Origin of the sequence: Acetobacter sp. AAB5 (assembly GCF_050106715.1) — a bacterium.
In the GTDB taxonomy this organism is placed as follows: domain Bacteria; phylum Pseudomonadota; class Alphaproteobacteria; order Acetobacterales; family Acetobacteraceae; genus Acetobacter; species Acetobacter oryzifermentans.
This window is the reverse complement of sequence record NZ_JBNIEW010000003.1, coordinates 1-21,548: the sequence shown is the minus strand read 5'-3', so window position 1 is coordinate 21,548 and position 21,548 is coordinate 1. Positions and strand designations below refer to the sequence as shown.

Sequence of the window (21,548 nt, the reverse complement as noted above, 5' to 3'; positions counted from 1 at the left end):
ACACAGGCGATAAGTGGTAAAAATGATGATTAACAGGCTAAAAGCTGCCCTGGGGGCAGTCGCTGTCGGGCTTCTTGCGGGAACGTCCCTAGCGCATGCACAGAACGCTGATGAAGATCTGATCAAGAAGGGCGAGTACGTTGCTCGTCTGGGGGACTGTGTGGCTTGCCACACATCCCTAAATGGTCAGAAATATGCTGGTGGTCTTTCTATCAAGACCCCCATCGGCACAATTTACTCCACCAACATCACGCCAGACCCTACTTACGGGATTGGCACCTACACATTTAAAGAGTTTGATGAAGCCGTGCGCCATGGCGTGCGTAAGGATGGTGCTACGCTGTATCCAGCAATGCCCTACCCATCCTTCGCCCGCATGACGCAGGATGACATGAAGGCTCTGTATGCATATTTCATGCATGGTGTGCAGCCGATTGCTCAGAAAAATCACGCAACTGATATTTCTTGGCCGATGTCCATGCGTTGGCCGCTGTCCATCTGGCGCTCTGTGTTTGCACCGGCTCCGAAGGATTTCACTCCGGCACCCGGCACAGATGCTGAAACAGCACGTGGTGAATACCTTGTAACCGGCCCTGGCCACTGTGGTGCATGTCATACACCGCGCGGCTTTGGTATGCAGGAAAAAGCTCTGGATGCATCTGGTGGGCCAGACTTCCTTGGCGGCGGTGGCGTAATCGACAACTGGATTGCCCCAAGCCTGCGCAACGATCCGGTTCTGGGCCTTGGCCGCTGGTCTGATGAAGATCTGTTCCTGTTCCTGAAATCCGGTCGTACTGATCACTCCGCAGCCTTTGGTGGCATGGCAGACGTGGTTGGCTGGAGCACCCAGTACTTCACCGATGCAGATCTGCACGCCATGGTGAAATACATTAAATCCCTGCCGCCGGTTCCGCCTGCACGTGGTGATTACAGCTACGATGCCTCTACGGCTCAGATGCTGGATTCCAACAACTTCTCCGGCAATGCTGGTGCCAAAACATATGTGGAACAGTGCGCTATCTGCCATCGTAACGATGGTGGTGGTGTAGCCCGTATGTTCCCGCCGCTGGCTGGCAACCCGGTTGTTGTTTCCGATAACCCGACATCTGTTGCCCATATTGTTGTTGATGGTGGCGTTCTGCCTCCCACCAACTGGGCACCTTCTGCTGTGGCTATGCCGGATTACAAAAACATCCTGTCTGACCAGCAGATTGCAGATGTCGTAAACTTCATCCGTTCTGCATGGGGTAACCGCGCACCGGCTAACACAACAGCAGCAGATATCCAGAAACTCCGTCTGGATCATACGCCGCTGCCGACACCGGGTTGGGCTAATGCAACTGAAGAATCCGCTACATGGGGCCTCTTCATGCCGCAGCCTTACGGCGCTGGCTGGACCTTCGCACCGCAGACACATGCTGGTGTGGATGAAGCACAGTAAAGCTTCTGCTTAAATAACCAGCCCTACTTTTATGGGCTGGTTACAAAGCGCCGTAGTGGCAACACTACGGCGCTTTTTTTATATTGTTTGCATTGTGAGCGGACGGATCATCCCCACATATTTCAACAGAATGATCCACACTCAGACAAAATTGAAATGGCGCGCGCCAAGTTCTGCAGAAAGCAATGATGTTGAAACACAACTGAACTGCTTGGTACAGGAAATCCGGCAATGCACAGCCTGTGCGCATAAGTTACCGCTAGGCCCTCGGCCTGTTTTACATGTTTCCCCTCACGCACGTTTACTTATTGCCGGGCAAGCTCCGGGCACACGTGTGCATGAAACTGGAATTTCCTTTAACGATGCCTCGGGAGACCGCCTGCGGGGATGGCTTGGAATGAGCCGAGATGTTTTTTATGATTCCAACCGTGTAGCCATTTTACCTATGGCGCTTTGTTACCCGGGCGTACTACCTAAAGGTGGTGATCGTCCACCACCACCGGAATGCGCCAACCTATGGCGAGAACGTATTCTCGCTTTGCTGCCCAACCTTCGGCTGACACTTCTGGTCGGGTCTTATGCCCAGAATTACGTTTTGGGAAAAGGCAAAGTATATGAACGGACAGAGCATTTTCAGGATTTTCTGCCGCAATATTTTCCTTTGCCCCACCCATCATGGCGCACCGGGGCATGGGAGCGCAAAACCCCCATGTTTCAGGAAAAGATTATTCCTGCCCTTCGACGCGAAGTGGCGCGTGCACTTGATGATTAAACAGAACTAAAGCACCAAAAGCAGGCGCACGTCATTCACATTTGTTAACGTTGGGCCTGTTTTAATAAGGTCATCGAGTTTTTCAAAAAAACTGTAGCTGTCATGCTGTTTCAAAAAATCCTCGGCAGCTACACCATTTTGCAGGCCACGGGCTAATGTATCCGGGGCAAATATGGCGCCAGCGGCATCTTCCGTGCCATCAATACCATCTGTATCCCCCGCCAAGCCCCATATGCCTGCCTGGCCATTTAAGGCCAGTGCGCAAGAGAGCAAAAACTCTGTATTCCGTCCGCCTTTTCCCGGCTTTGTGCCTGCGCGAATACTTACTGTTGTTTCCCCGCCACTTAGCAAAACAGCCGGAGCACGAACAGGCACAGCGTGTGCCTGAACAGAACGGGCAATGCCACTCATCACCACGCCCATAACACAGCTTTCACCTTCCAGCGCATCCCCTAAAATTAAAGGGGTCACTCCTGCTGCACGCGCCACCTCGGCTGCGGCCTGTAGCGCCATAAAAGGAGTTGCTATCATTTCAACCCGATTATCTGCATTGGCAGAGTGCTGGGACGAAACTGCCGTGGTGTTTTTCTCCAGAACATGACGAACAGTATCGGGCACGTCTAAATTGTATTTATTGAGAATACGCAAAGCATCTTGAGGTGTTGTTGCATCTGGCACAGTGGGGCCGCTGGCAATAATTGCCGGGTCATCTCCCGGTACATCACTAATAACAAGCGTAACCACTTGCGCAGGGGCCGCTGCAACAGCCAGCTTGCCGCCTTTAATGGCAGATAAGTGCTTACGCACTGTGTTCATTTCAGAAATTGTTGCGCCAGAATGCAAAAGCTGGCGGCCAATATTCTGTTTTTCTGCCAGCGTGGTGCCTTCTACCGGCAAAGCCAGAAGCGCAGATCCTCCACCGGATATCAAAGCAAGAACAAGATCATCTGGCCCCAACCCTTTTACAGCCTGCAAGATATCATGTGCTGCCTGTTCACTCCGCGCATCTGGCACAGGGTGGGATGCTTCCAGAATTGTAATGTGGCGCGTTGGAACGGCATGCCCATCCCGCGTGACCACAACGCCTTGCAAAGGCACATCTGGCCATGCCGCCTCCAGCGCAGCAGCCATAGCAGCAGACGCCTTACCTGCCCCCACAACAATGCAGCGGCCTTTGGGTTTTTGGGGCAGATATTCTGCTAATACCTTGAAAGGATCAGCCGCGGTAACCGCAGCATCAAACATACTGCGCAACAGGTTGCGCGCCTGTTCGTTTTGTTCTTTTGTGATGTCTGACTGCGCCAATGCAACACTCTCCTACAATGCTCTACCTTAATATCAGAGCCTGTTTATGACCCATCTGGTTTAGGTAAATGCTTTATCCAGATATGGAGAAGACGCATCAAAGAACGCTCGGTTCTCTGCAAGTTCTGTTTCTATCACCCGCAAACTGGCTAATGCCCGTAACATCTCTTCACGCACAGAAAGGTTTGCTTCGGTTTCTTCACAGTTCAACAAATACTCTACAGCTATATGTGTTGCCCGCGCAGTTCGGCCGTACTGCCCACCATATCGGCCTGTAAAACGCTGCATGCGTTCCATCATCACCTCTACGGCTTTCTGTGCCTCTGGTGGCAGAACATTCTTCGCTAAAACGGTACGTAACCGCAGCACATTAAGCGCAATGGTCATGCTAGACAGCACGCCGCTTAAATACCGCTCCAGCACATAGGTATTGCCATCATCTGTCGCCATGGTGGAAAGGCGTACAAACCCATCTACACTCCGCCCAATAATTTCCGTTACAGCGGGCGGTCTGCGCTGGCCTGCCAAACGGCGCAGACCGCGCAGAATATTCACACGCATATCCCACCGCAAACCATCTGGATCATATGGCAGAAACACGCGGTACATCCACATGCAGAACATCATGGCCAACAACAGTGGCATGGCGGTGTTGAAATACATGATTTCATCCATCCGCCCCTGATTGATCGGCCCCACCAGAATAGGCAGAAACAGATTATAAGCGACCGCCGCAAGCACCAGCGGTGGCCATGCAAAAGCCAGCCCACCAATCAGCATGGGCACAGCCAGACACATGGCCATCATTTCGTAAATTGTAGGCTGTGCCATCACCCACAGATCAAGCAGTGCGCTCATGCCAATCACGCACACAGTGCCGTGCAAGAACGCCTGCGTGGCAAGGGCTGGCTGCTCCAAAGTGGAAAACAGCGCGCACACAATGCCCACAAACATAATAAATGTCAGGCCATCAGGCCAAGCGGTGGTAATCCATAGAACACCAGCCAGAAAGATGGTGACAGAAGCCCGCAAGCTATTGGTAAACGCCATCCGCCAGTCTCGGTAAGACTTCATGGGGTAACGGAAATGGTCATGCGGCTGCGGGTTGCGGCTCATTTCAAACTGCTCAATGGCCAGATACAGCTCTTCCAGCATGGTATCCAGCTTATGCAGCAATTGCCCTTGCCGGGTCAGCACTTCATCCTGCTGCTCATCAAGCGGGGGATGCGTGGCCGCTTCCATTTCCTTTTCCAGACACCCAGCGGCAAGCTGCCGGCATGTTGCCCGTAAAGATGTAAGATCCCGCAAAACTGGCTCAATAGGCTGATCGTTATCCAGCCTGTCTGGCAAGGCTTGCAAAAAAGTGCTCACTTGCTGGGCTGTATCCTGATATTCCGCGCCCTGACTGTGCGGCACCTCTAGCAGCGCACCCAAATCCAACCCGCGTGACAACAGTACCGTAATGGCTGCCAAGGCGGCTCTGGCGTGATCACCTTCATGCTGATGTTTGCCCATCTCAATTTCAGCAAACTCAACCTGATCGCTCAGCGCAATAAGAGTGGAAAACACACCGGGGGAATTTGCTACCGCCCGTCTATCACCCTGCAACAAGCGCAAAATGGCGGGCACGGCACCTTTAAGGGCTTGCACAAAGTTGGTTGCCAACCGTGTTCTAGCCCGCAACCCCAACTGATACTGAAAAAGGGATGAAATTGTGGTTTCCACCACAATACCAAGCGTAATGTATGTGGCACGTGCCATTGCGATCTGAAAAATATGATCAGGCGCAACGATGCCATCCAGCGCAATAATAACGTACGTAAAACCCGATGCCCGCATACCGTGAATACGATAATTGGTCATGGCGGCTGGGCCGGGCAACAACGTGCCTATAAAGCAAAAAGTGCCAATTCCTACTGCCACAAAAAAGATATACAGCAGCGGAGATTGCGGCATGCTGGCCACCAGCACGATGGCACATATTGTGCCCACTACCATGCCAAACATATGCCAGCGCGCCTTGGCAATGGATTTGCCGCGCGTGCCCTGCGCCACCATCCACACAGTAAGGGCTGCCCATTGCGGGCTCCCCAGTTCCCACCACAAGGCAATGCCAAGAGCGATTAAGGATGAAATGGTGGTGCGAAGCGCATACCCAAAAGAAAGGAGATTGGGCGCAAACAGCCAACGTAAATGGTCAAGCTTGCGTGGTGGGCCGCCACCAACAAGCGCCTGTCGGACAATAATAGAGACCGACCGCCAAAGCTGCCCCAAGGAAAGCGTCATGCTTTTCACGCGGCCAAACCTGAGGTACTAATGGGGAAACAACGTGCCATACATCTTCTCTTACCCCAACATGGCAGAAAAGCGTATTCACACCTCATATGTTCTGTTCAGCACCCAGATGCGCAAACAGAACATATGAATGTTGAAAGAGCTTATTCTTTGTACGTCAATAAAGTGGAAACAGGTGCATCTACTTTATTACGGCCACCCAAGCTTGTTAATTCCACCATAACAGAAGCGCCAACCACGTTCGCTCCCGCCTTGCGCAGCAGCGCTACAGAAGCAGCCAAAGTACCGCCGGTTGCCAGCAGATCATCCATAACCACCACGCGCTGGCCGGGCTGAATGGCATCTGCCTGAATTTCCAGCGTATCGCTGCCGTATTCCAGATCATAGGTGTGGGAAATGGTTTCACCCGGCAGCTTGCCACATTTACGTAGCATCAGCAGCCCACAGCCCAAGCGATCCGCCAACGGTGCAGCCGTTAAAAACCCGCGGGATTCAACGGCAGCCAGCAGATCTGGCTTAAGCGGCGCCACCTGCCGTGCCAAACGCCCCATGGCCAACTGCCAGGCATCCGGATTCCGCATCAGGGTGGAAATGTCGTAAAATAGAATGCCCGGTTTAGGAAAATCGGGAACGTGCCGGATAAAGCGCTTGAGGTCGATTTCCTCATGTGCCGTCATGGCCTTAATAATCCTTCCTGCGTGCCAGCCCTTGGCTGACCCTCTGTTACTTCTGCCTTGTATCCTGCCAAAAAAGAAGAACACGTTCGGGCAATCCGGCGCCCGCTCTATCCTGCATGCGCCGGTTCTGCAAGGTATGGCGGCTTTTCCCTTATGGTCTGCTTATGCTCCAGTGCGTGCACTCAGTGCTGCTGTTACCACTTCCATCAGGCCATCTCTGCGGAAAGGTTTGGCCAAAAGCCGCGCATTGGCCACGCCACCTTCGGGGAGTTTGGAATCCGCTGTAAGATCCCCCGACATATAAACGACAGCCAGTTCAGGATACCGTTCTACCAGCACGCGTGAGAGGGTTAGCCCATCCAGTGGTCCGGGCAGTTGAATATCCGTTACCAACAGATCAAGAGGCCCTTCCGCAGCCGCGGCCACATCAAAAGCCTGCTCACCATCTCCGGCTTCTAACACGCGATGACCAGCCATACTCAGAATGGTCACAACAATATCGCGGATAGCGGCATCATCTTCCACCACCAGCACTTGTAAAGCCTGTGATGGCGCTGATTTGCTTATTTTGGGCAACACCGCTGGCTGCAAAACCTGTGCGGCAGAAAGAGCCGCAGCCTTAGGCAACCACAAGGAAACCTCTGTTCCGCTGCCACTCCCTGTTGCCACCACAACCCGCCCCTTCACCTGTTGGGAAAAAGCCAGAACCATGGCCATACCAAGCCCTGTGCCTGCGCCCTCCCGTTTGGTGGTAAAAAACGGTTCAAACAGATGGTCCAACACCTCACGCGTCATGCCGCTGCCGCTATCAATCACATCCAACCGCACCCAGTCCCCGGCAGGCAGCGGAGTCGGGTCTGAAACCACGCGCATGTTGCGACCTTCCTCAACGGGCAAGCTCATCAGATCTGCGTTGACGGAGAATGTGACATTACGGGCAGCAATACGCAGCCGACCACCGGAAGGCATGGCATCTCGCGCATTGATAGCCAGATTGAGCACCGCGCTTTCAAGCTGCGCTGGGTCTGCACGTACAGGCCATACGCCTGAAACATCAGCACATTCCACCACAATTCTGGGGCCGATAACACGCGCCAACAATCCATCCAGCAGAGAAAACAGGTCGGCCAAATCAAAACAGTCTGGCACGCCAGTTTGCTGCCTGCGCATAAAGGAAAGAAGCTGGCTTGTAAGAGCTTCAGACCTATGCCCGGCATGTGTGGCAGCAGATAGATATTCCTGCCGCTGCTCTACCTGATCTGGCAGATCGTGCTCTGCCGCAAGCTCCAGATTTCCCAAAATGACGGTGAGAAGATTTTTGAAATCGTGAGCAATACCTGCGGTAAACTGCCCCAGTGCTCGCAGCTTTTGCGCCTCACCCAATGCACGTTCACTGCGCAAACGCATGGTGATATCTGCGGCTGTCAGCACAAACCCGCGCCGCTCCGCTGCTCCATCCGGAGCAAAAAACAAGGTGCGGCACAATTCCAGATCCGCGCCGTTAATGCCTTTGCACTCCACGACAACAGGTGGTGCGGGCTGCCCTTTGGCCAAACTGGTTTCAACATGTTCCAAGGGTTCAAGCAGCGGCACACCATCTACCACCAGCACTGCACTTAAATCATTGTAAGATAGGCCGGGTTTGAAAAAGCTTTTTTCCAAGCCCAAGGCCATAGCCAGTTGTTCGTTCCAGTGCCACAAATGGCCATCAGCACCAAATACAGCCACGCCAAGGCTCAAGCTGTCCAGCGTTGCCCGCAAACGCAACGCCAGATCACGCGATGAAGCCTCTGCCCGCGCTGCCGCCAAGGAAGAACGATCCAACACCCAGCCTGCAGAAACAAGGCTGAAAACACCAGTAAGAATCCCCAGCAACGCCAAGCGCCGCTGCCAACTTGTGTTGCGCAGCATGTTGGCAACACGGTCTGCCTGATCCAGCGTACTGGCACGGCTTAGAATAGAAAGATTCTGATCCAGATCTGCCAGAAGCTGCGCCCCTCCGGCGGGAGTCCCCTCTGGGGAATGGGGCCATGCGCTTATGGTTTCAAGCTGCTGCCACACGCTTTGCAGCGGTTCTACACGGCCCCCACCCTCTCGCAGTTGAACGACGCGAAAGGATTCAAACCCACGCCGCGCATCAGAAAGCTGTTGAATAGCCTGAATGTAACAACTGCCATCCTGCGGCCTATGCTCGGCCATCCAAGCGTAATGGCATATGCGGGCATCACTGGTGGCATGGTGCAACCCGCGCAAGTAATTGCCTGCTGCGGTGCTCTGACGGTCCAGATTACCATGCCGGGCCATTTCATTACCCAGCTCAATCCCCATTGTGCCAAAAGTTACAATCAGCAGCCCGGCGCCAATAAGCGCCAGAATGTGGGCCCGTCTTGCTGGATGCCGTGGCATGTTATGCACGCTCCCTTCCCTAACGCCATCTTTTCATCTGGACTGGGCCGCAGCCCTGTCACCGTCAAGAGCAGAGCGGGCATAACCGCTTTTTGTTCAATTTTTAGTTCACATTCTGTCGATGAGGGCGCGATAGGCCCGCCAAGAACATCAGAATAGCACCACAACACATGCATCCTGCCATAGGAATTGCAGAAACAGCCGGAAATTGTCCAACCACAACACCAGCCACAGCCCCAAACACATATTGCAGCGTGCCGGCCAAAGCAGATGCCGCCCCGGCAAGCGATGGATGATCCGCCAAAGCGCCCATCATGGCATTGGGAAAAATAATGCCGGTAGGTGCAAGTGCCAGCAGCATAGCCGCAATAACCAACCACACTTCATATGGCTGCCATGCCGGAGGTGCGTACCAAGCGCTCCACAAACTTACTGCTACCAGCAAAATCCCCCCGACAACGGAAAGACAGATAGCCCCCTGAAGCAGTTTGCCAGAATCGATGCGCCCGACCAAAAGCCCGTTCACCTGCGAAGCCCCGATCATGAACACCGCAAAAAACCCAAACAGCATGGAAAAATGCAGCGGTGAGAAATGAAACAACTGCACAAACACAAAAGGCGCTGCGGTAAGGTAGCTAAAGGACATGAAAGTAGAAAAAGCCGTTATCAGCGCATGGCTGGCAAAGGCCCGATCCCGAATCAGGGTGACGTAACGTGATACCAGCGTGAAAGGAGAAAGAGCCACGCGCCGGTCATATGGCAGAGTTTCTGGCAGCACGAACAGAATCAACGCCACACATATCGCGCCATAGGCCGCAGAAGCCCAAAAAATAATCCGCCAGGAAACAAACTCAACAACCAACCCGCCCAGCATAGGGGCCAGAATGGGCACAACACCCATCACCATGACCAGCTGAGACATCATGCGTGCTCCGGCATTACGGTCTGGCACCATATCGCGCACACAAGCCGTTGGAATAACCAGACTGGCTGATGCCCCAACGGAGGCCACAAACCGTGCAATGGAAAATGTGGTGATATCTGGCGCAAACGCACATACGGCAGAAGCCACGGCATACAGGGCATTGCCTATAAGCATGGGCTTGCGCCGCCCAAACCTATCGGACAAGGGGCCTACAGTAATCTGCCCAATAGCTAACCCAACAAACCAGATGGACAATGTGAACTGCACATTGCCCGCACTTGTATGGAAGGTCTGCTCCATGGCCGGAAAAGCCGGCAGATAGATATCTGTCGAAATAGGTCCAACGGCTGTCAGGAACCCTAAAAGCACCGGCATCCACATGGGAATGCGCCCACCAATAAAAGACGTTCCGGCATCCCGCACAGCAGAGGGAGAAGCCATAAGCAGCACTCCAAAAAACAAACAAAAACAGAAGGAAAAAGAAAAATGTCTGGCAAAAAGACAGGCAACAGCCCAACAGGCCAGCGCCTTTTATTTTACAACGGGCTTAAGATCAGCCTTTAATTCCTGACATCTCAGCAGCAGCCAGACCATATATGGATCAGGAAACCTGCCGGGCTATACGTGCATGCCGCCATAGCCACACCCCAATAGCGCCAGAAAGCACAAACAACGCGCCCCCTGCTGCATACTGCCAAAAAGTACCGACCTGAACCCCCGCGCCCAACAAAACGGCAACAAGGTTCTGCGGTATGCTCCCCAAAAGAGTTGCTGTAAAAAACGGCAGCACATCCATACCTGAAATGCCCCCCAAAAGGTTCAGCAGTAACGCAGACCCCACGGGCAGCAGCCGCAAGGTAAGAATACTTGAAAACGGCTGACGTGTCAGAAATGCGTCCATTTGGGCAAAACGTTGCCCCAATTTCTGCCGCGCCCATGCGCGCCCGCCCCATCTGGCCCAGAAAAACCCTGCCAAGCACCCCAATGTGGAGGCTATGGTGATAAGTGCAAGGCCTTCCCACAAACCATAAGCCAATCCGGCGGCAAATCCAGCCACCTGACGTGGCAGCCCAAACCCGCACCACAAAACAGCACCAGATAAAAACACCATGCGGCCCCACACGCCTTGGCGCAGCACATCTGTGCCATGCAACATACTGTGGAGTACTGGCACATGCCGCAACCCAACCGCCCCCACCACCAATACAAGCAGCATGAGCAGCGGACGCAGAAGCGATACAGAAGACCGGGAGGGTGGACGAATATGCTGTTCCATCCGGCCTAGCGGTACCATCTTCTTGCAGCAGCCCGCAAGCTGGCTGTAAACCCGATACAGAAATTTAACCCACAGCGCCAAAGGCTGCCATGCCCACCTCATCATCCCCCCAGACAGACATGACACCCGCCCACCGCAAACTCATTTCAGGCTGGCTGTTTCTGCTTTGCTTCATGCTGCTGGGCATGATCGCCATTGGTGGCGTAACGCGCCTGACAGGCTCGGGCCTTTCCATTATGGATTGGCAGCCCGTAAGCGGTTTTATTCCGCCTCTTTCCCATGCTGAGTGGGAAAGGTTGTTCGCACTTTATAAAACCATTCCGCAATATCATCTTCAGCACGAAGGATTTGGGCTGGAAGGGTTCCAGAGAATTTTCTGGGCAGAATGGATTCACCGCTTCTGGGGCCGCCTAATGGGGCTGGTTCTTCTGCTGCCTCTGATCTGGTTTGTTGTGAGAGGCATGATCACGCGCCGGTTGGCCCTGCGTTTGTTCATCTTTTTCATTCTGGGTGCGCTACAGGGCGCCATTGGGTGGTTTATGGTGGCTTCTGGCTTCCGCCCCAACAGCACGGCAGTAGAACCTATCCGGCTTGTGCTGCACCTGAGTGCAGCCCTGTTGCTTTATGGCGCCATTTTGTGGACGGCATTTTCTATCCGTTGGCCTGTACCAGAAAGTCATGCTTCATCTTCCGCCGCACGTCTGGCCAAGCGGTTGGCCTGCTTTACTATTGTGCTGCTGTGCACCACGATTATTGCTGGTGGGTTTACGGCTGGCACACATGCGGGATTCCTGTTCAACACCTTTCCGCTGATGGACGGGCATTTGATCCCGACAGATTACGCCCAACTTTCCCCTTTCTGGATGAACTGGTTCATCAACAAAGCGGCTGTGCAGTTTGACCACCGCCTTCTGGCCACCCTTACAGCCCTCAGCATTGGCGCTGTGCTATTTGTTGGCCTGAAAGCAACAGATCTGGGGGCCAAGGCGCATAACGCCTTCATCCTTTTAGGGTGGGCCGTTGTTATCCAGTACGCGCTGGGTGTCACCACTCTGCTGCTGGTCGTGCCTGTGTGGGCGGGTGCGGTGCACCAAACATTCGCTGCCGTGTTGCTGGGCGTTATGCTGTATGTGCTGCATTGCCTGCGTGGCACAAAAGCTGTGGCCTAAAGGGGCATTTAACAACGTTTACTGTTGCGTTTGAAAAACTGGACGGTATGGTGCTGCGCATGAATTCCGAGTGGTTCACGTCCGATTCCCTGCAAACCCGTAAATTGACGGGTGCGGGCGGCGTGGCCCTCCGTCTGGACCTTCTCCTTCGACTAATCTGCCCCTGAGCGAGCCAGGTGGCCAAGCGCTGCCACGCCCAGGGGAGAACGAAAAGAGCGCCCGTGCATAAACGGGCAGAATATGGCACAGCCCCTCTATTCTTGTTCCAGACCAGACTTTTTCAGGAAGAATTCCATGTCTGCTGATACCACCAGCTTCAATCATCCGTCCTTTGGCCGCATGACGCCAGACCGCGTGATTGTGTTTGACACCACCCTGCGTGATGGCGAGCAATCTCCCGGTTTTTCCATGAACCTGGCAGAAAAGCTCCGTATGGCGGAAGCACTGGCCAATCTGGGTGTAGACGTGATTGAAGCGGGCTTTCCTGTTGCATCCAAAGGTGATTTCGAATCCGTTAACGAGATTGCCAAACACACCAAGGGTTCCGTTATCTGCGCACTGGCACGCAGCGGCGGCGCCAAGGATATTGCCGCTGCGGGTGAGGCTCTGGCCCCGGCAGAACGCAAGCGTATCCACAACTTTATTTCCACTTCTCCGCTGCACATGAAATACAAGCTGCGGATGGAACCAGAAACTGTTCTGGAACTGATTACCTCCGGCAACGCAGCCGCCCGTAATCTGACAGATGATGTGGAATGGTCTGCTGAGGATGGCTCCCGCACAGAACCAGATTTTCTGTGCCGCTGTGTAGAAGCCGCCATTAAGGCTGGTGCTACCACCATCAACATTCCCGATACGGTTGGGTACGCCACGCCAGAAGATATGGAAAAGATTTTTTCCATGCTGCGCCAGCGCGTACCGGGGGCAGATCAGGTAATCTTCTCTGCCCATAACCATAATGATCTGGGGCTGGCTGTTGCCAATACGCTGGCTTCTATCCGTGGTGGTGCGCGGCAGGTGGAATGCACCATCAACGGCATTGGCGAACGTGCCGGGAATGCCGCGCTGGAAGAAATTGTTATGGCGCTGCGCACACGGCATGACCAATACCCCTTCACCACCGGCATCCACACCGAAGGGCTGCTGAAGGTTTCTCGGATGCTGGCCACCATCACCAGCTTTGACGTGCAGCCTAACAAAGCCATTGTGGGCCGTAACGCCTTTGCGCATGAAAGCGGTATCCACCAGGATGGCGTGCTGAAAAATGCCGCCACCTATGAAATCATGACCCCCGAAAGCGTGGGTTGGACACGCTCTTCCCTCGTAATGGGCAAGCATTCCGGCCGGGCTGCCTTCCGTGATAAGCTGAAGGTGCTGGGTTATGACGGCATGGATGACACACGCCTGAACGAAGCCTTCACTCGCTTTAAGGATCTGGCAGACCGCAAAAAGGTTGTGTACGATGATGACATCATCGCACTGGTGGACGATGAAGCCCGTGATCATGACCGCATCCGCTTTGGTGCGCTGAGCCTGAAATCCATTTCTGGCCAGCCTTCCGAAGTTGATCTGGAACTGAGCGTGGATGGCAAAGCCATTGAAGCCAAAGCCACAGGCAACGGCCCAGTGGATGCCGCCTTTAACGCGCTGCGCAAGGCCTTCCCGCATGAAGCACGTCTGGCCTTGTTCTCTGTTGGCGCCGTAACCGAAGGTACGGATGCGCAGGCCCGCACAACCGTGCGCCTGGAAGAAGCCGGTAAGATGGTAGATGGCCAAGGCGCAGATGCAGATACGGTTGTTTCTGCCGTGCGTGCGTACGTGCATGCACTAAACAAGCTGCTGGTTAAACGGGCACGTACGGAACCAGAAGCCCTGACAGCCTGAAAAAACTTTTCAGGCCCTCCTGCAAAACCGGGCAGACAGACCTTACCTTGACATTATATGTCAGTTTCTTGACGGAAGGTCTTGTCTGCCTCGTTACGCACCGGTAATTCCTGCTCACATATTTCCAAAGCAGCAGGGGCGGGTTAGCGTGTCCGGCTTTCTCGCCCTCTGTTGTATGGTGCCCGCTTCAACCAGGAGTCCTGGATGTTTTCTCGTCTGCTCGGTCTCATGTCTGCCGACATGGCTATTGACCTGGGTACTGCCAACACCCTTGTTTACGTAAAAGGACGGGGTATCGTACTGAACGAACCCTCTGTTGTGGCTATTGCAGATATACGAGGAAAAAAGCAGCTTCTTGCCGTAGGGGAAGAAGCCAAGCAGATGGTTGGTCGTACCCCGGGCAATATTACGGCCATTCGTCCCATGCGTGATGGCGTGATTGCTGATTTTGAAGTGGCGGAAGAAATGATCAAACATTTCATCCGCAAGGTTCATAATCGTCGCGCTTTCGCCAGTCCCCAGATTATTGTGTGTGTGCCTTCCGGCTCCACTGCGGTAGAACGCCGCGCCATTCAGGAAAGTGCAGAAAGTGCCGGTGCCCGGCGTGTGTTCCTGATTGAAGAGCCCATGGCAGCCGCCATAGGTGCGGGCCTGCCAGTTACAGAACCTTCTGGCAGCATGATTGTAGATATTGGCGGCGGCACAACAGAAGTGGCCGTTATCTCCCTCGGCGGCATTGTGTATGCGCGTTCCGTACGCGTGGGCGGAGATAAAATGGATGAAGCCATTATCTCCTATATTCGCCGCACCCACAGCTTGTTGATTGGTGAAAGCTCAGCAGAACGTATCAAGATCAGCCTTGGCTCCGCCATGATGCCAGATGAGCCTTATGAAAATGGCCCGTGGCAGGATGTTAAAGGACGTGATCTGATTAACGGTGTCCCGCGTGAAGTTCAGGTTTCACAAGCGCAAATTGCAGAAAGCCTTATGGAGCCTGTAAGCCAGATTGTGGATGCCGTAACAACCGCGCTGGAAAATACGCCCCCGGAACTTGCTGCCGATATTGTTGATAAAGGCATTGTTCTGACCGGTGGCGGCGCATTGCTTTACCGGCTGAGTGACGTACTGCGCCTTGCAACAGGCCTGCCTGTTACAGTAGCTGAAGATGCACTTTCCTGCGTGGCTTTGGGTACAGGCCGCGCGTTGGAGGAAATGAAACGTCTGCGCAACGTGCTGACAACCATGTATTAACCCAAGGCACCAGCTATCTGGCTGTAACCCGGCGCCAGAATGCAAATGGGCATGCCTTCCGCTTTCCTTCCCTCTGATAGGGGTTCCCGGCTTTTATGATCCCGGTTTCCATCCAGGTAAGACAAGCTCTTGGCAAACTGGTTTTGCCAGTGCTGCTGCTGTTGTCTGTCGGGATTATTATTGCAGGCCAAGCCGATAGAAAGCTGGCTGATACTGCGCGTATGTATGTGGCAGATGCTTTGGCCCCTTTGTGGGGGCTTATTGCCCATACGCAAACAGATGTTAGCCACCTTGTGCAGGGCATAAAAGATGCCCGCCACCTGGCGGAAGAAAACGCCAAACTCCAAACCGAAAATGCCAAACTGCGCCGGTGGTATGATGTTGCAGTTTCCCTTGCGCGTGAAAATGATAGCTTAAAAACAGAACTGCACTGGGTGCCAGAACCTACCCCAGCCTTTGTAACGGGCCGAGTGGTGGCAGATAGTGGCGGCATGTATGCCCGCGCTGTTTTGCTTGTGGCTGGCACCACCAGTGGTGTGCATGTTGGCAATGTTGCTTTAGCAACAAATGGTCTGGCAGGACGCGTTACCGAAGTTGGCCCACATGCGGCCCGCATCTTGTTAATAACCGATATTGCCAGCCGCCTGCCCATTGAACTGGAATCCAGCCATGCCACGGCCATAATGGCAGGCGACAACTCCCCCATGCCAAGGCTGATGTATTATCCGCAGGATTCACGCCCCATTGAAGGGGAGCGTGTTGTTACCAGTGATCAGGCTGGTGCCTTCCCCATGGGGTTGCCTATTGGCACCGTACATTACCTGCACCCGGGGCAACCAGTTGTGCAGCCCTTTGTGCAATTGGATAAACTGACCATGCTGCGTGTGTTCGATTTTGGACAATCTGAAATTGAACCGCCTGATGCACCGGGCCATGTGCCACTTACCCGCCCGCATCGGCCATTAGCACTGCCATTTAAAACACTTCTGGGACAAGGACAGGAAGGGTAACCTGATGTCCGATCCCTCACCCCCATCATGGGACCCAGATCTTGAACCGCGCCTAACGCTCGGCCAGAAGCTTGACCGCACAGCGCGCCATCTGCTGCCATCTGCTTTTATTGTTCTGGTTATTATCTTTTTTTCGGCCCCCCTAGCCATTCCCGGTTCTGCCGAACTGCTTTCTGCCATTGTTATCGGCTCTGTATTTTTCTGGTCTGTTTGGCGGCCTACCGGTATGCCCGCGCTGGCGCCTTTCTTGCTGGGCCTGTTTATGGATCTGGTTGGCTTTACACCCTTGGGCGTAAGCTCATTTATTCTGCTTCTGGTTTACGGAATCAGCACCTATGCCCGATTTGGGCTCATGCGCATGAATTTTTTAGTAGTATGGTGCCTTTACGGTCTGATAGGTGGAGCCGCCTCTTTCCTACAGTGGGCATTGGCATGTTTGTTCCGGCTGCATGGCCTTGATCCGGCTCCTGCCTTTTTTGAAGCACTACTGTGCATAGGGGTTTATCCGTTGCTTTCCGCCACCTTCTCATGGTTCCTGCATATTCTGGATGAAAAGGAATCCGCATGAACAGGCATGAAAGCTTCTTATGTGGCTGAAGCGGCGCAAGAAAGAAAACCGGCGTTTTCTACCTGTTCGTGAACAGAAAGACCCTGCCCGTGGCGTTTTTACACGCCGGGCGCTGCTGTTTATGGCTGTCCAAACGGTGGCGTTGGGGGAGCTTGGCCGCCGCCTGTATAAAATCCAGATAGAAGATGGTGACCATTATGCCCGCATGGCCGCCAAAAACCGTATCAGCAAGCGCCTTTTGGCACCACCACGCGGGCGTATTGTAGACCGCTACGGCGTGGCCCTTGCCAATAACAAGGAAAACTGGCGCGCCCTTTTGATGCCCGAAGAAACCACGGATGTAACGGGCACGATTGAACGCTTTTCCAGCATTATTCCGCTAGATGAACGTGACCGCACACGAATCGCGCGTGAAATGCGGCATCAACGACGCTTTGTGCCGGTCATGCTGCGAGATTTCCTCTCGTGGGATGAAATGGCACGTATTGAACTCAATGCCCCCTCTCTCCCCGGCGTGTTGATTGATGTGGGCACACGCCGCGTTTACCCGGAAGGCGAACTGCTCGCGCATATTATCGGTTACGTAGCCCCGCCCAATGAAAAAGATGTAGCCCGCTCTGCTTTGTTGGCTCTGCCTGGGATGCGCGTAGGCCGTGCGGGTATTGAGCAAAGTCAGGATGACAACCTTCGTGGCACGGCCGGATCTGTGGAAATGGAGGTCAACGCCGTTGGGCGTGTGATGTCTGAGCTAAACCGCGAAGAAGGCGTGCCGGGTGAAGAAATCAGCCTAACCATAGATCGCGCGCTTCAGCAAAAAGTGCTGAACGCCATCGGAGATCAAACAGCCTCTGCCGTGGTGATGGACTGCCAGAATGGCGAGGTGCTTGCCATGGTCAGTACACCCTCGTTTGATCCCTCATTGTTTGATAGTGGCGTAAGCCATGCGCAGTGGATTGAATGGACAAACAACCAGCGCACGCCCCTTATCAACAAAGCTGTAGCTGGGGTGTATCCTCCCGGCTCCACCTTTAAACCCGCCGTTGCCATGGCGGCTTTGGAATCTGGCCTTGTTTCCCCCACAGATCGTTTTTTCTGCCCTGGTCACCTAGATGTCGGTGGCACACGCTTTCACTGCTGGTCTCGGTGGGGGCATGGGTCTGTTGATCTGCATCTGGCGCTTAAATATTCCTGCGACGTTTATTTTTACGAAGTCGCACGTCGTATAGGCATGGAACGTATTGCAGCCACAGCCCATAAATTCGGCCTTGGCACGCAGTTGGATATCGAGTTACCCCATACCCGCACCGGCCTCATTCCCACTCCCGCATGGCGGCAGGCCCACCACCACCATTGGAATGGCGGAGATACAATTGTAAGCGGCATTGGACAGGGGTTTGTACAGGTTACGCCTTTACAACTGGCAACCTATACAGCCCGCATTGCCTCTGGCCGGGCCGTGCAGCCCCATCTTGTGCGCGCCATAAATGGAGAAATTGGCAAGCAAGTACAGCCTGACCATTGGCCTTCCCTCGATATGCCTGACAGATATCTGGCAGCCCTACGCTCTGGCATGTTTGCCGTTATTAACGAACCCCATGGAACGGCCCCTAAAGCGCGGCTGGATCTACCCGGCATCACTATGGCTGGCAAAACGGGTTCTGCACAGGTACGGCGTGTTTCACGCGCATTGCGTGAAAGTGGGCATTTTAACTCTGCCAATCTGCCATGGGAGTATCGGCCGCACGCGTTGTTTATCTGCTTCGCCCCGTATGATTCCCCACGTTATGCTGTTTCTGTTGTGATCGAACACGGAAACGCAGGTGCAGATGCCGCAGCCCCTCTGGCCCGTATTATCATGCGCGATACTTTGTTGCGTGATCCGGTAACACACACCACGCCGCCACCAGAAAGTGTAGCTGATGCAAGCAGTCTGGTAAGTGATCCATGAAGTTTCATAAACGGCTGCTCCGGGCAGAACCAAGCTTCCGCCTGATGTCCAAGTTATGGCGTATCAGTTGGCTGTACATTCTACTGATCTGCACATTAGCTGGCGTTGGGTACGTTACACTCTATTCTGCCGGTGGTGGCACGCCTTACCCCTTTGCGGCCCCACAAGCTGCACGCTTTGCTGTGGGTTTGGTAATGATGATTACCATCGCCATGCTGCCCCCACGCATGCTTATCCACGCGGCAGCACCCATGTATGTGCTTTCGCTTATCCTGCTTGTAGCCGTGTTACGCATGGGCCATGTGGGCAAGGGCGCAGAACGTTGGTTGATTATAGGTGGGTTGCAGGTTCAACCCTCAGAATTCGCCAAAATTGCGCTGGTTCTGGCACTTTCTGCGTGGTTTTCTCGCATAAGCTATGCCCGTATGGGCAACCCTTTGTGGTTGATCCCGCCTGCACTTATCGTGCTTGTGCCTGTTGGCCTTGTATTAAAGGAACCTAACCTTGGCACTGCCGTCATTATTGGCGGCATTGGCGCATCTCTGTTTTTTGCGGCAGGCATGCGGCTTTGGCAAATTGTGCTGCTTTTACTTCCCGTGCCTTCGCTTATCAAATTTGCATACAACCATCTGCATGATTACCAACGCGCGCGCATAACCACCTTTTTGCATCCGGAAAATGACCCACTAGGAGCAGGCTACAATATCATCCAGTCTAAAATTGCCTTGGGTTCTGGCGGTATGTGGGGGCAGGGCTATCTGCATGGATCACAAGGGCAATTAAACTTTCTGCCCGAAAAGCAAACAGACTTCATTTTTACAATGATTGCAGAAGAATGGGGCTTTGTTGGCGCTGCTGCTGTTATCGGGTTGCTGCTCACAATCATTCTGGGCGGCATGATCATGGCTATCCGCTGCCGTAACCGCTTTGGGCGCCTTATTGCCCTTGGTATCAGCATGAACTTCTTTTTCTACTGCTTGGTTAATCTTTCCATGGTGATGGGCGCTATTCCCGTAGGGGGTGTGCCTCTACCATTGGTCTCTTACGGTGGTTCCGCCATGCTGAATGTCATGCTGGGGTTTGGGTTGCTCCTTTCAACATGGGTTCATCGTGATTCTGTTAACGATGGGGAAGAAGAAGACGCCAACAAAGATCTTATCTGATAAAATCAGCCTCATGCTTCCGATACCGCAGTTTCGTTCCTTATAAAAAAGGCCACCCTCAATATCAGGATGGCCTTTTTTATATAACTTTGCAGTTTAGGCTATTTAGCGCTCACGGGCTGCATCACGTGCAAGATCCAAAGCTGCGCGATATCATGCGCACCATTGTCTCCTTCAACACTACGCAAAGCCGCCAGAGCCTGATCCTTATGGCCAGCATAAAGCTCTGCAAGCCCTAAGTGCAGGCGCGCAATATTCACGTCGCTTACACCTTTGCTGATGGCCTGCTGCATAAGTTGCAAGCCTTTATCAGCCTGCCCAAAAGTGACGTAATTGTACCCGACTGTCAGCAAATCATCCCCATTGCTGGCAGAAGCAGCAGCCTGCTCATCTGCTGCAATGGAAGCCTTCTTGGAAGCTACAGCTTTTTCAACCATAGCTTTCAAACGGGCTTGACGGGGGGCCTCCGCCCCCTGCCCTAAAATACCAGATTGGTAACCTTGATTCATCAGGTCCAGCGCCAGTTGCGGCGTATTTTGCTGGATAGCAATTTCCGTCATATCCATAAAATCACGCGCTTGGGAAACATCCCCAACGGCCAAACGGATACGATAAACATCCAACTGTAACGATGCCGGAATTTTGGTATTTACCACCAGTTCATGCAGCAACAGCGCCCAGTATTCCTTTTTAGGGTAATACGTTGCCAGCAGAACGTATGCGTGGGTTGTAGCAGCAGAATCCTTTAGTGCCGTTGCACTGGCTGCAAGCATTTGCAGTTCAGATTCTGTTGGTGTTTTGCCGGCCTTTATAGCGGCACCTGCCTGTTGCTTCACCACCTTGATGGTATTGGGGTAATCCTTCTGAAGGTAGTAGGATTGCGCCAGCAATGTTTCCATCTGGGGATCAGAACCAGCAGTTTTCAGGTAACGCTGAATATTGGCAACTGCCTTAGGGTAGTCCTTGGCAGTATAAGCCATGGTCGCTTCAGACTTTAACATCTGATTTTTCATGGCCTGCGGCGTGCGGGGGGAGGCGATCAGCTTATCGTAAGCCGCTGTTGCTGCCGAAAGATTGCCTGCCTGTGTGGCCACAGCGGCACGCATCTGCGCAATGGTGTAATCTTCGTAATCTGTTTTGCCTTTTACGGCATCTGCAGCATTTACTGCATCCATCGCCTTGGCATAATTATGTGCTGCCAGAGCAGACTGCGCGGCTTCCAGTTCTGTCCCAACCTGTTGGCCGAGTTCATCTGCCGCATGTGCAACGGGCTGCATGACAATCCATGCTGTTGTTGCACACAAAAGGGTACGTAAAAAACGAGAAGCCATTCTCAAAAATCCTCACTTACCGTCTGCGAACTGTTCCTGCCCGACGATTCCGAGTTTTGTAACGCCGAGGCGCTGTGCGTCGGCCATGACGTGGATGACGGTTTTGTAGTCTGCCAGACGGTTGGGC

At 53.6% G+C, this 21,548-nt stretch carries 16 protein-coding genes and 1 pseudogene; 9 read left to right on the top strand and 8 right to left on the bottom strand.

Annotation, left to right across the window (positions count from 1 at the left end):
• The first annotated feature begins 22 nt into the window (after positions 1-22).
• Together ACP7IZ_RS04190 and ACP7IZ_RS04185 are read left to right on the top strand one after the other, a co-directional pair.
• Positions 23-1,441, top strand: coding sequence for a cytochrome c (locus ACP7IZ_RS04190; protein ID WP_035353914.1), 1,419 nt, complete (start codon positions 23-25; stop codon positions 1,439-1,441).
• A gap of 130 nt (positions 1,442-1,571) precedes the next feature.
• On the top strand, positions 1,572-2,213 hold the full coding sequence (locus ACP7IZ_RS04185) for a uracil-DNA glycosylase family protein (protein ID WP_426848230.1): 642 nt from the start codon (positions 1,572-1,574) through the stop codon (positions 2,211-2,213).
• Between the two features lie 6 nt (positions 2,214-2,219).
• Here the strand turns inward: ACP7IZ_RS04185 and ACP7IZ_RS04180 are convergent, their stop codons facing one another.
• The 6 genes from ACP7IZ_RS04180 to ACP7IZ_RS04155 form a co-directional block, all read right to left on the bottom strand.
• On the bottom strand, positions 2,220-3,458 hold the full coding sequence (locus ACP7IZ_RS04180) for a glycerate kinase type-2 family protein (RefSeq protein WP_426848229.1): 1,239 nt from the start codon (positions 3,456-3,458) through the stop codon (positions 2,220-2,222).
• 120 nt (positions 3,459-3,578) lie between these two features.
• Positions 3,579-5,813 carry an FUSC family protein gene (locus tag ACP7IZ_RS04175; protein WP_426847970.1) on the bottom strand — a complete coding sequence of 745 codons (2,235 nt, stop codon included), beginning with the start codon at positions 5,811-5,813 and terminating at the stop codon, positions 3,579-3,581.
• A 143-nt stretch (positions 5,814-5,956) separates the two neighbouring features.
• Positions 5,957-6,490: an adenine phosphoribosyltransferase gene (locus ACP7IZ_RS04170; RefSeq protein ID WP_003629841.1), complete on the bottom strand. Its 534-nt coding sequence runs from the start codon at positions 6,488-6,490 to the stop codon at positions 5,957-5,959.
• 162 nt (positions 6,491-6,652) lie between these two features.
• Positions 6,653-8,896: an ATP-binding protein gene (locus tag ACP7IZ_RS04165; protein WP_035353919.1), complete on the bottom strand. Its 2,244-nt coding sequence runs from the start codon at positions 8,894-8,896 to the stop codon at positions 6,653-6,655.
• A gap of 103 nt (positions 8,897-8,999) precedes the next feature.
• On the bottom strand, positions 9,000-10,262 hold the full coding sequence (locus ACP7IZ_RS04160) for a multidrug effflux MFS transporter (protein ID WP_426847968.1): 1,263 nt from the start codon (positions 10,260-10,262) through the stop codon (positions 9,000-9,002).
• Positions 10,263-10,422: 160 nt separating this feature from the next.
• The gene (locus ACP7IZ_RS04155; protein WP_426847967.1) at positions 10,423-11,202 is read right to left on the bottom strand and encodes a TVP38/TMEM64 family protein; all 780 of its coding nucleotides are present in this window, start codon (positions 11,200-11,202) and stop codon (positions 10,423-10,425) included.
• A gap of 14 nt (positions 11,203-11,216) precedes the next feature.
• Between ACP7IZ_RS04155 and ACP7IZ_RS04150 the strand changes: the two genes are divergently transcribed.
• The 7 genes from ACP7IZ_RS04150 (at position 11,217) to rodA (ending at position 20,090) form a co-directional block, all read left to right on the top strand.
• Entirely contained in the window at positions 11,217-12,266 is a 1,050-nt protein-coding gene (locus ACP7IZ_RS04150) for a COX15/CtaA family protein (protein ID WP_426848228.1), read from the top strand.
• A gap of 294 nt (positions 12,267-12,560) precedes the next feature.
• Positions 12,561-14,150 (top strand): 2-isopropylmalate synthase, encoded by a 1,590-nt coding sequence (locus ACP7IZ_RS04145; RefSeq protein WP_063353276.1) that lies wholly within the window; start codon positions 12,561-12,563, stop codon positions 14,148-14,150.
• A 204-nt stretch (positions 14,151-14,354) separates the two neighbouring features.
• Positions 14,355-15,401 carry a rod shape-determining protein gene (locus tag ACP7IZ_RS04140; RefSeq protein ID WP_003629847.1) on the top strand — a complete coding sequence of 349 codons (1,047 nt, stop codon included), beginning with the start codon at positions 14,355-14,357 and terminating at the stop codon, positions 15,399-15,401.
• 95 nt (positions 15,402-15,496) lie between these two features.
• Positions 15,497-16,411, top strand: coding sequence for a rod shape-determining protein MreC (gene mreC, locus ACP7IZ_RS04135; protein ID WP_006116664.1), 915 nt, complete (start codon positions 15,497-15,499; stop codon positions 16,409-16,411).
• A 4-nt stretch (positions 16,412-16,415) separates the two neighbouring features.
• Positions 16,416-16,979, top strand: a complete 564-nt coding sequence (locus tag ACP7IZ_RS04130; RefSeq protein WP_006116663.1) for a hypothetical protein — start codon at positions 16,416-16,418, stop codon at positions 16,977-16,979.
• Positions 16,980-16,998: 19 nt separating this feature from the next.
• On the top strand, positions 16,999-18,927 hold the full coding sequence (gene mrdA, locus ACP7IZ_RS04125) for a penicillin-binding protein 2 (RefSeq protein WP_426847965.1): 1,929 nt from the start codon (positions 16,999-17,001) through the stop codon (positions 18,925-18,927).
• On the top strand, positions 18,924-20,090 hold the full coding sequence (gene rodA, locus ACP7IZ_RS04120; protein WP_426847964.1) for a rod shape-determining protein RodA: 1,167 nt from the start codon (positions 18,924-18,926) through the stop codon (positions 20,088-20,090). Before mrdA ends, rodA begins: the two co-directional genes overlap by 4 nt.
• Before the next feature lie 101 nt (positions 20,091-20,191).
• Here rodA and ACP7IZ_RS04115 read toward each other — a convergent pair whose 3' ends face one another.
• Together ACP7IZ_RS04115 and ACP7IZ_RS04110 are read right to left on the bottom strand one after the other, a co-directional pair.
• Positions 20,192-21,421, bottom strand: coding sequence for a tetratricopeptide repeat protein (locus ACP7IZ_RS04115; RefSeq protein WP_426847962.1), 1,230 nt, complete (start codon positions 21,419-21,421; stop codon positions 20,192-20,194).
• A 12-nt stretch (positions 21,422-21,433) separates the two neighbouring features.
• A pseudogene (locus tag ACP7IZ_RS04110) lies at positions 21,434-21,548 on the bottom strand (biopolymer transporter ExbD); the annotation flags it as partial.